Genomic DNA, 7511 nt, shown 5'->3' with positions numbered 1-7511 from the left:
ATAGGGGGCATTATAGGTGGTTTTAGTGCACCGAAAGGACATTTGCTTAAAGGTGCGCCATTACGGCCAAGTGTTTCCGCCATACAAACCATGGAGGCACAAGGAGTGAACCTTGCAGACGACTCCATGGCCATTAAGGCGGAACTGATGTCGCCCCAAAATACGGCGGCACCCACAACGGCACCTACAGGTTCCGGACAAACAGCAGGATCAACGATTAGAGATGGTGGACTTAGTGGTAACTTAAATATTAAGGCTACAGTGGATCCCTTTGATTTGGTGAAGGTTCAGACTAATATCCAAGGAGCTACTCCTGTTGGTAGGTCAGGAAATCCATTTAGTTCTGTTTCCCCTAATACCCCTACAACTATCGATGGTGTTAAATTTACTGGGCATGCTTTAGATCAGATGCAAGCCAGAGGAATTTTATCTCCACGGGCAGTAATTGATGTTATAAATAATCCAGCAAGTAGTTTTCCAGGAAATAGAATTGGAACGACTATCTTTATTCGGGATAATCTAAAAGTAGTTACCAATAATTTTGGGGATGTAATGACAGTAATACTCCAATAAAAAAAGGAACGATGACAATAAAATCAGACTACAAACATGTTAAAGTTAAGATTCTAAAAAGACTATATCCAGAAAGATATGATTTTGAGGATGGAAATTGGATAAGTGCAGAAATCAATATTAATTTAGGTATCATTAAAGGTTTATTTTCAGTAAATCTAAGAACGGATGATTTCCAAATATTTTTAAAGGAACTTAAAGATTTACAGCTTGGAAAGCTCTCAATAGCAAAGTTCGATACTATGGAGGAGGGAATACATTTAAAGGGGGTTTTAAATTTAAATGGAAATATAGAATGGGACGGTGTGATTAAATTTGGAAATGACAACGATAAATTAAGTTTTAAGCTTGTTTCTGATAACATGTCATTAGATACAATAGTGTCAGACATTGAAAATATTTTAAAGGATTATCCTGTTAGAGGAGAAATATGAATAAGCTAAACCCCCGGCTGGCGCGAGCATCTTTCTGCTCGTGCCCTAAAGAATAAGGGCAAACAAGCGATTTAATGACGGTTAAAGTTCTTTGAAACAAGTATAACCACTTCCGCCATAGGCAGACTTGGGGGCTTTTTTTGGACCGGGGATATACTGGTCATGAGCATCTGTTGAGCGTTGGCTTGGTGCATATGAATGGGCGGCTTTATGATCCCGTTCTTCACCGTTTCCTGATGCCGGACGATTACGTACAGGACCCGTACAGCACATTAAGTTACAACAGATATTCTTATGTGCTCAACAACCCGTTGATGTATGTGGACCCTTCGGGGGAGCAATACGCCAGGGAAGGGAAAGAACGCCCAAACCAAGAGCCGATAACTTTTACCCCGGAGCAACAACGCAATATTTCGGACACCATTGAAGGATGGCTGGATGAAATAACCAGTGCCCAATATGGCCGTTGGTTCAAGGGAGCCATTGGCAAACCAGTCGAAAAATGGGTTAATAAACATATAGTAAACCCCATTAAGAATCTATTTGGAGGTCGTAGCCAAAGAGCCCCCGCCCCGGTGGTGCACATGCTGGACGTGCCGGGCAATATGTCCGCAGCGGTTCCGACCAATTTGTCTATCTTTGGCCCTACGGGGGCAGGGGGCATATCCACATCGGGAAGTGGACTGGGCATTTCAGGGGCGGATGTGGCAGACACGGTGTTGGATTTTGTACCCATAGCCGGGGGTGTAAAGGACATCTATAAAGGCATAAACGAGGGCAATGGCTGGATGGTGGCCCTTGGCGCAGGTTCAATTGTTCTGGATGTTTTTACCCTTGGTGGCTCCTCCTTGGTTAAAGGAGGTATTAAAACAGGTATAAAAGTAGGAGCGAGATCGGTGGCCAGTAGTGCCGCTAAGACGAGTACGAAACTCTTAAACCAATTTAATAGTGCTGAAAGCCTAATCCAGGGAGCGGGTTCTTTGGCAAAAGTAAAAGCAGGAATGCAGGGGTTTGTAAAAGGCGATGGAGCATCTATTTTCAAAGCAATATCTCAAGGAGGTACAAGGCAAGCAAATGGAACTATTTTAATGCAAGATGGAACAACTTTGTTTAATCACTTTTCTACAAAGACAGGAATATACACAATTGATATAAACAAAGCAGGTTCAGTATTTAAAATAAGAGTAGGGCAATGATAGAGTATATCCGACATATTGAGGAATACTTAAATTATTGGTACTCTTCTTTTTCAAAATTAGTTCCTGAAAGTGAATGGGGAAATCAAAAACTTGCGGAAGAGTATTTGCAAAAATATTGGTTAACAGAAAATGAATATCAAAATATTTGGAAACCAATACAAGATAAAATATTTATTCAACAAAAAGGATTACCTGATTTGATTTTTACTTCAAATTATAAGATGATACCATTAATAGGCGGTTGTTTATTTGTAAAGGAAGATTTTGAGCAACTACAAAAGGTTATTAAAAATATTGGGGAAACTCATTTTGTCATCATTCAAAATACACAAGATTTTACGGAAGGAGAACCAATGTTTAGAATGAAATTCCCTATTGATATAACTTGGGAGGAATTGATAAGCGGGAATTATATATCGGCAGTTCTTTTTGAAATGCACTACAATGAATATTTTGTTTTTGGGGCAAGTGCTAAATGGGGGAAATATTCAGCAACTGAATATGAGCATCCACTTGATATATTAGGATTTAATCCCGAGTATGATACAGTTTTTACAGAACAGTTTTTACAGGCACAAATAGAGCAGGATCAGATACAAAAGTTATTACCCCCGAAATATAAAGAGAGTTTTTAAAGCAAAAACCTCGCTACCGCACGAATCCTTTTGTGTGGCTTGCATGGCAACATTTTAGGTAAAAGCTCTTTGAAATACAATTGGCGAGCCTTATTCCCGATGGCGCGGATTTATAATGGTAATCCGTGCCTGTTTTGCTTATGATAAGCCCGCCCTGAGCATTCTAAGTTAAAAACAAATTTTTAAGCCACTAATTTTATAAATGGTTCGTCTCTTTTGGCAACAGCAAATATTCTTAATACAAGTTTATAGGCGATTGCATTTATTACACTCATATGGTGTTTTCCGTCCATAACCTTACGATTGTAGTATGCCTTTAGTTGCGGATCATGCTGAGCTGCGGTAATGGCTCCCTTTAGGTAGGATTGCCTTCAACGATTTGTCCCTTAAAAAATGTGTTTTGGTTTTCCCTTTAATACTACTTCCCGACTGGTACGGAAAAGGAGCTAGACCACAGTGGCAGCTAAATTTTCTTGGGTTATCGAATTTGGTGAAATTGGCTGTTTCTGTGATGCATTTTATAGCAATTACTGGTCCTACTCCGATTACCGCTGTCACTTTTTTATAGCTATTTTTCAAATCTTGATCGGCCTTTATGATTTTTTGCATCTCATTTTCAATGTTCCTTATGCTATTTTGTAGAGACTTATACTGCTTTTTTTCCTCTGTGATCAACATATTCACATCAATAGTTCGGTTCAATATTTCATTGGCTTTTAAGCTATTTTGAACTTGTACAGACATCTTGATGTAGCGTTCCCTTGCTGTGATGAGTGCTTTGAGCCTGTCTATGTTTTCTCCTGGTAAGCGGTATGGACTTAATTTATGTTTGTTGGTAATGGCATATTCTGCAATACGATAAGCATCCTTTATATCACTTTTGCCTCTCTGTATACCTAGTGATTTTTTAAGCTCTAAAGGATTGATAAGGTAGAATACATAATCATTACTGCTCAAACAGTCAATCAAAGCAGCACCATAATGTCCTGTGTGCTCCAATGCAAAAACGGTATTGGTCTTATCAAATTTTTTCAGCCATTTATTAATGGCGTGGTGTTGATTCTCCAAAACACCTCTATTTTTTACTTGTACTTCTTTGTTGTCTAAAGAACAGTAATCTAATGTATCTTTAGAGATGTCAACCCCTGTTACTAGATTTTTCATAACTTTGAATTAGCTATTAAAATCCTGAAGAACCAATAGGCTTGTGTACTAACGCTATTAATAAGCCTTTAAGCTTAACATTCTAAATGGTACCAAAACCTAAGAAGGGAAAGGACTGATGCTCAGGATAGACCTTAAAATCTAAGAGCCGAAATAGTTCACCTTTTCCTTCTGGTTTTTCAGAAATTTAATAAGATTAAACTTCCTGTAAATATAAAATACTAAACTAATAGCTTGCCGAAGGAACCCCTACAACACCAAAAACTTTAACAGGTACGGGTATGTGCTGAACAACCCGTTGAAACATACGGATCCGAGTGGGGAGTTTTTTGTTACCTCCCTATTAGGAGTAGCAATAGGTGTAGTTACCAATGGTATAGGCAATCTTTTTAGAGGGCAGGCATTTTTTAAGGGGGCCGGCAAGGCTGCCTTGTTCGGGGCCCTTGGCGGGGCGGCTGCTTTTGGGATTGGAGAGGTAGCTGGAAAACTTGCTACAAGCCTTGCAGTAGAAGGAGTTCTAAGTACGGGCAATTCCTTGCTTGTAGGAGCATTCCAAAAGGGTGCCCATGCGGTATTAGGCGGAACCTTAGCAGCGGTACAAGGCGGTAAATTTGGTGCCGGGGCTTTGAGTGGAGCAATAAGCTCTGGCGTGGCATCAGGTGTTAATGGCATTAAAATCGACTCTAAACTTTTGGGGGCGATAGCAAAAATAGGAGCCTCTGGACTATCTGGAGGTGCTGGCAGTGTATTAGGTGGAGGGAAGTTCCTAGATGGTTTGAGGCAAGGACTAATCTCTGGAGGTTTGAACCACGGTGTCCATTCTGGTTGGTTTGGGCCAAACGTGGCTGCAGCAGCTATAACGCAGAGATTGAGGCATTTATTAGATCCAGATGCAATTGCATTATCATTAAATGGAACTGCTGGTGTGGGAGGTGCCGTAAAATTAGAAGGGGGTATTATAAAAATGTTAAGAGGAGTAGATAAGGGTGAATTTTTTGCTTACGAAGATAAGGGATTACATTTTTCAACACCTTCAGCTTCAGGGACTATTTCTGGTACTGGATTATATTATTCAGGTAATACCAATTTCACAAGTGATGTGTTTTTTGGTTTAAGGTATGAAGTAAATGCAGGAATTGATGTTTATGGTGCTAGTGTGGGTATTACCGCTATTCATGCTTCAGTTCCGAATTCAAATAATTTTGTTTTGGGATTCGGAGGCTCAATTGGCATAGGAGCCAATGCAACTATACTAGATATCAATGGAGGAATTGGAGAAACCAATAGAATGTTCCCATGGAAAAATTGAAAGTTTTAATGTTAATTTTTGTTTCTTTAGCAAGTGGTTGTGAAAGGAAAGTAAGGTATACTACCATTGATAAGAATTCGGATTTAAAAATTGAAGTGAAGCATGAAACAATGAATAGAGGAGTGATGATTTTAAATAAAAAATACTATTTAATAGGATCCTGTCCCCTAATGAATAAGGATAAACCCATTTGGTTGAAAGAGAGATATCCACCTCTATGGCGTCCAAAAACGAAAGAATACACGCCAAGAATTTCCGATGTTCAAGTGCCTTATACACTATATAAATTGGAGAATGAACCCTTCTTTTATGTTCTTAAGAACAAGGATACGTTGCAATTTTTATTAAAAACAGAGCCTTAGAACATTCGCTACGGAATATAATTACCCCTTCGGGGGCCGGGGGGGCTCTTTTTGGATCGTGGCTATACGGGTCATGAGCACCTGATAAGTGTTGGTTTGGTGCACATGAATGGGCAGCTCTATTGTCGCTTTTAAGTCTATTTAGAGTAAAACGAATTTTGAACAGCTCCTGTATAGCACTATTTCTGTTTTACTTTCTGGCCAGAGCATCACAAAGGAAGAATGGAAGTGCAATGTGATAGCCGCATGCAGAAATACGAAGACCATATTCTTAACGAATATGGTCTTTATGAGGCATCGAGCAGATTCGAACTGCTGTACAAGCTTTTGCAGAGCTCTGCCTAGCCACTCGGCCACGATGCCTTTTATGAGGTGCAAATGTAGTACTTTTTTATATTTTGAAGGATCAATATACAGAATAAATCTAGTAGAAAAGGCAGGCCATGTTGTGCATTGCTATACGCACTTTTTTCTTTTTGCTTTAAGTACAACGCTCACATTTTTTACGTCGCCTCCTATTGGCGGATTAATCTTAGCTATAGCAACACGCCCCCATTCTACTAGAGGGTGCTCCTTTAAAATTCGATGTAGTATGCGTTGTGCTACATGTTCCAGAAGTTTGGAAGGAATGCGCATTTCCTCTTTTACCAGCTCATGGATATGCACATAATCTACCGTGTCTGCTAAACGATCGGTAAGGGCTGCATTAGCGAGATTCGCTTTTACTTCAATATGTACTTCATATGCACTGCCTATCAGGGTTTCTTCTTCTAAACAACCATGATGCGCGTAGAGGCGTATGCCATTTACTTGTATAATACCCAAAATTGTTTGTTTTTACAAACTTAGACAATCTTGCGAAAGATTTAGTACATACACCTACAATTACTGAGGCCTTGGAACAGATCTATTCCCAAAGTGACCACATGGGTTCCGGTGCTAAAGCCCAATATTTCATTTAAGATAATTTGGTACGAATACCCGAAATAAAAATTACTCTTTTTAAACCCAAAAAATGGAGCAATATAGAGTGGTTTTCCAATCTGGTCATTTAAAAAGCGATAGTTTACGCCGGTATAATAATAGTCTTCAAAGTCGTAAAATCTAAATTTTGCGGTTAAATCGGTCTCCGAGCGCCCGTCGCTTTCAAATACCTTATAAAGAACAGATGGTTCCAGCTCAAAATCGCTGTTTTTGTTTTTACGAAACCGATATCCGGTATATACATAGTAATTCCGCAGGGTATTTGGTTCAAAAACCGGATTAAACCTGGTAATATCCTTGTTAAGAAGGTTAGAAGCATTGGCACTAAAATAAAATTTATCGTACCGATACATCACACCAACATCAAAGTTATGGTTCGATGTAGAACGGTCATCGGTAACACTAGGATCGCCCCCTGCCCCTATAAAACGATCAATATCTATGCGAAATTGATTAAAGTTGTACGAAATACCAAAAGATAAAAATTCGTCTTCATAACGGTCTAAGGTTAAATGATGGGCAAAAGATAGTCTGGCACCATTTTGTTTGGTAAACCCATTGCGGTCGTTATACAAAAAAATACCCACACCGGAATTGTTGCCCAATCGCATATCTGCAGCCAAAGATTGGGTGTCGGGTGCATCTTTGATACCCACCCATTGCGTAAGCCCATTGATGCGTATTTTAACATGGTCTCCGATACCCGCATAGGTTGGAGATAGCACAAAGGGGTTATCGGCCAAGTATTGCGACAACTGGGGCGAGTTAATCTCCTGTCCGGAAGCCGCCAGAACAATTAAAAGGAGCAGGTAGGTTATTATTTTGGTACGCATGCTTAAGTAGGTTAAGAT

Annotated in this window: 8 protein-coding genes, 1 tRNA gene and 1 pseudogene; 6 read left to right on the top strand and 4 right to left on the bottom strand. The window is 39.6% G+C overall.

Annotated elements, in window-relative coordinates; all coding sequences use genetic code 11:
* The 4 genes and pseudogenes from U1E44_RS10270 to U1E44_RS10255 form a co-directional block, all read left to right on the top strand.
* Positions 1 to 573: DUF4258 domain-containing protein (locus U1E44_RS10270; protein WP_322930993.1), on the top strand; the 573-nt coding region annotated here is incomplete at its 5' end.
* Between the two features lie 11 nt (positions 574 to 584).
* Positions 585 to 1007 (top strand): WapI family immunity protein, encoded by a 423-nt coding sequence (locus U1E44_RS10265; protein WP_322930992.1) that lies wholly within the window; start codon positions 585 to 587, stop codon positions 1005 to 1007.
* A 134-nt stretch (positions 1008 to 1141) separates the two neighbouring features.
* Positions 1142 to 1345, top strand: a pseudogene (locus U1E44_RS16840) (RHS repeat-associated core domain-containing protein); the annotation flags it as partial.
* 854 nt (positions 1346 to 2199) lie between these two features.
* On the top strand, positions 2200 to 2841 hold the full coding sequence (locus U1E44_RS10255) for a hypothetical protein (protein ID WP_322930990.1): 642 nt from the start codon (positions 2200 to 2202) through the stop codon (positions 2839 to 2841).
* A gap of 327 nt (positions 2842 to 3168) precedes the next feature.
* On the opposite strand, the gene U1E44_RS10250 is transcribed toward U1E44_RS10255, so the two are convergent.
* Positions 3169 to 4005, bottom strand: coding sequence for an IS110 family RNA-guided transposase (locus U1E44_RS10250; protein WP_322930989.1), 837 nt, complete (start codon positions 4003 to 4005; stop codon positions 3169 to 3171).
* Between the two features lie 283 nt (positions 4006 to 4288).
* On the opposite strand from U1E44_RS10250, the gene U1E44_RS10245 reads away from it, so the two are divergent.
* Both U1E44_RS10245 and U1E44_RS10240 read left to right on the top strand, forming a co-directional pair.
* Positions 4289 to 5314, top strand: coding sequence for a hypothetical protein (locus tag U1E44_RS10245; RefSeq protein WP_322930988.1), 1026 nt, complete (start codon positions 4289 to 4291; stop codon positions 5312 to 5314).
* Positions 5302 to 5676: a hypothetical protein gene (locus tag U1E44_RS10240; protein WP_322930987.1), complete on the top strand. Its 375-nt coding sequence runs from the start codon at positions 5302 to 5304 to the stop codon at positions 5674 to 5676. Before U1E44_RS10245 ends, U1E44_RS10240 begins: the two co-directional genes overlap by 13 nt.
* A gap of 292 nt (positions 5677 to 5968) precedes the next feature.
* On the opposite strand, the gene U1E44_RS10235 is transcribed toward U1E44_RS10240, so the two are convergent.
* The 3 genes from U1E44_RS10235 to U1E44_RS10225 form a co-directional block, all read right to left on the bottom strand.
* Positions 5969 to 6039 (bottom strand) — tRNA-Cys (locus tag U1E44_RS10235).
* 93 nt (positions 6040 to 6132) lie between these two features.
* A complete protein-coding gene (gene folB, locus U1E44_RS10230) occupies positions 6133 to 6501 on the bottom strand; it encodes a dihydroneopterin aldolase (RefSeq protein WP_322930986.1) in 369 nt (122 codons plus the stop codon).
* A 41-nt stretch (positions 6502 to 6542) separates the two neighbouring features.
* Positions 6543 to 7493 carry a PorP/SprF family type IX secretion system membrane protein gene (locus U1E44_RS10225; protein ID WP_322930985.1) on the bottom strand — a complete coding sequence of 317 codons (951 nt, stop codon included), beginning with the start codon at positions 7491 to 7493 and terminating at the stop codon, positions 6543 to 6545.
* Positions 7494 to 7511: the final 18 nt, after the last annotated feature.

The organism is Aurantibrevibacter litoralis (assembly GCF_034651555.1).
Taxonomy (GTDB): Bacteria; Bacteroidota; Bacteroidia; order Flavobacteriales; family Flavobacteriaceae; genus Aurantibrevibacter; species Aurantibrevibacter litoralis.
This window is presented reverse-complemented; position numbering and strand designations above follow the sequence as displayed.

What these genes read in the sequence shown, in the direction of transcription:
- U1E44_RS10225 (WP_322930985.1), bottom strand. Translation starts at nt 7,493, where the DNA reads ATGCGTACCAAAATAATAACCTACCTGCTCCTTTTAATTGTTCTGGCG.
- U1E44_RS10240 (WP_322930987.1), top strand. Translation starts at nt 5,302, where the DNA reads ATGGAAAAATTGAAAGTTTTAATGTTAATTTTTGTTTCTTTAGCAAGT.
- U1E44_RS10265 (WP_322930992.1), top strand. Translation starts at nt 585, where the DNA reads ATGACAATAAAATCAGACTACAAACATGTTAAAGTTAAGATTCTAAAA.
- U1E44_RS10255 (WP_322930990.1), top strand. Translation starts at nt 2,200, where the DNA reads ATGATAGAGTATATCCGACATATTGAGGAATACTTAAATTATTGGTAC.
- U1E44_RS10250 (WP_322930989.1), bottom strand. Translation starts at nt 4,005, where the DNA reads ATGAAAAATCTAGTAACAGGGGTTGACATCTCTAAAGATACATTAGAT.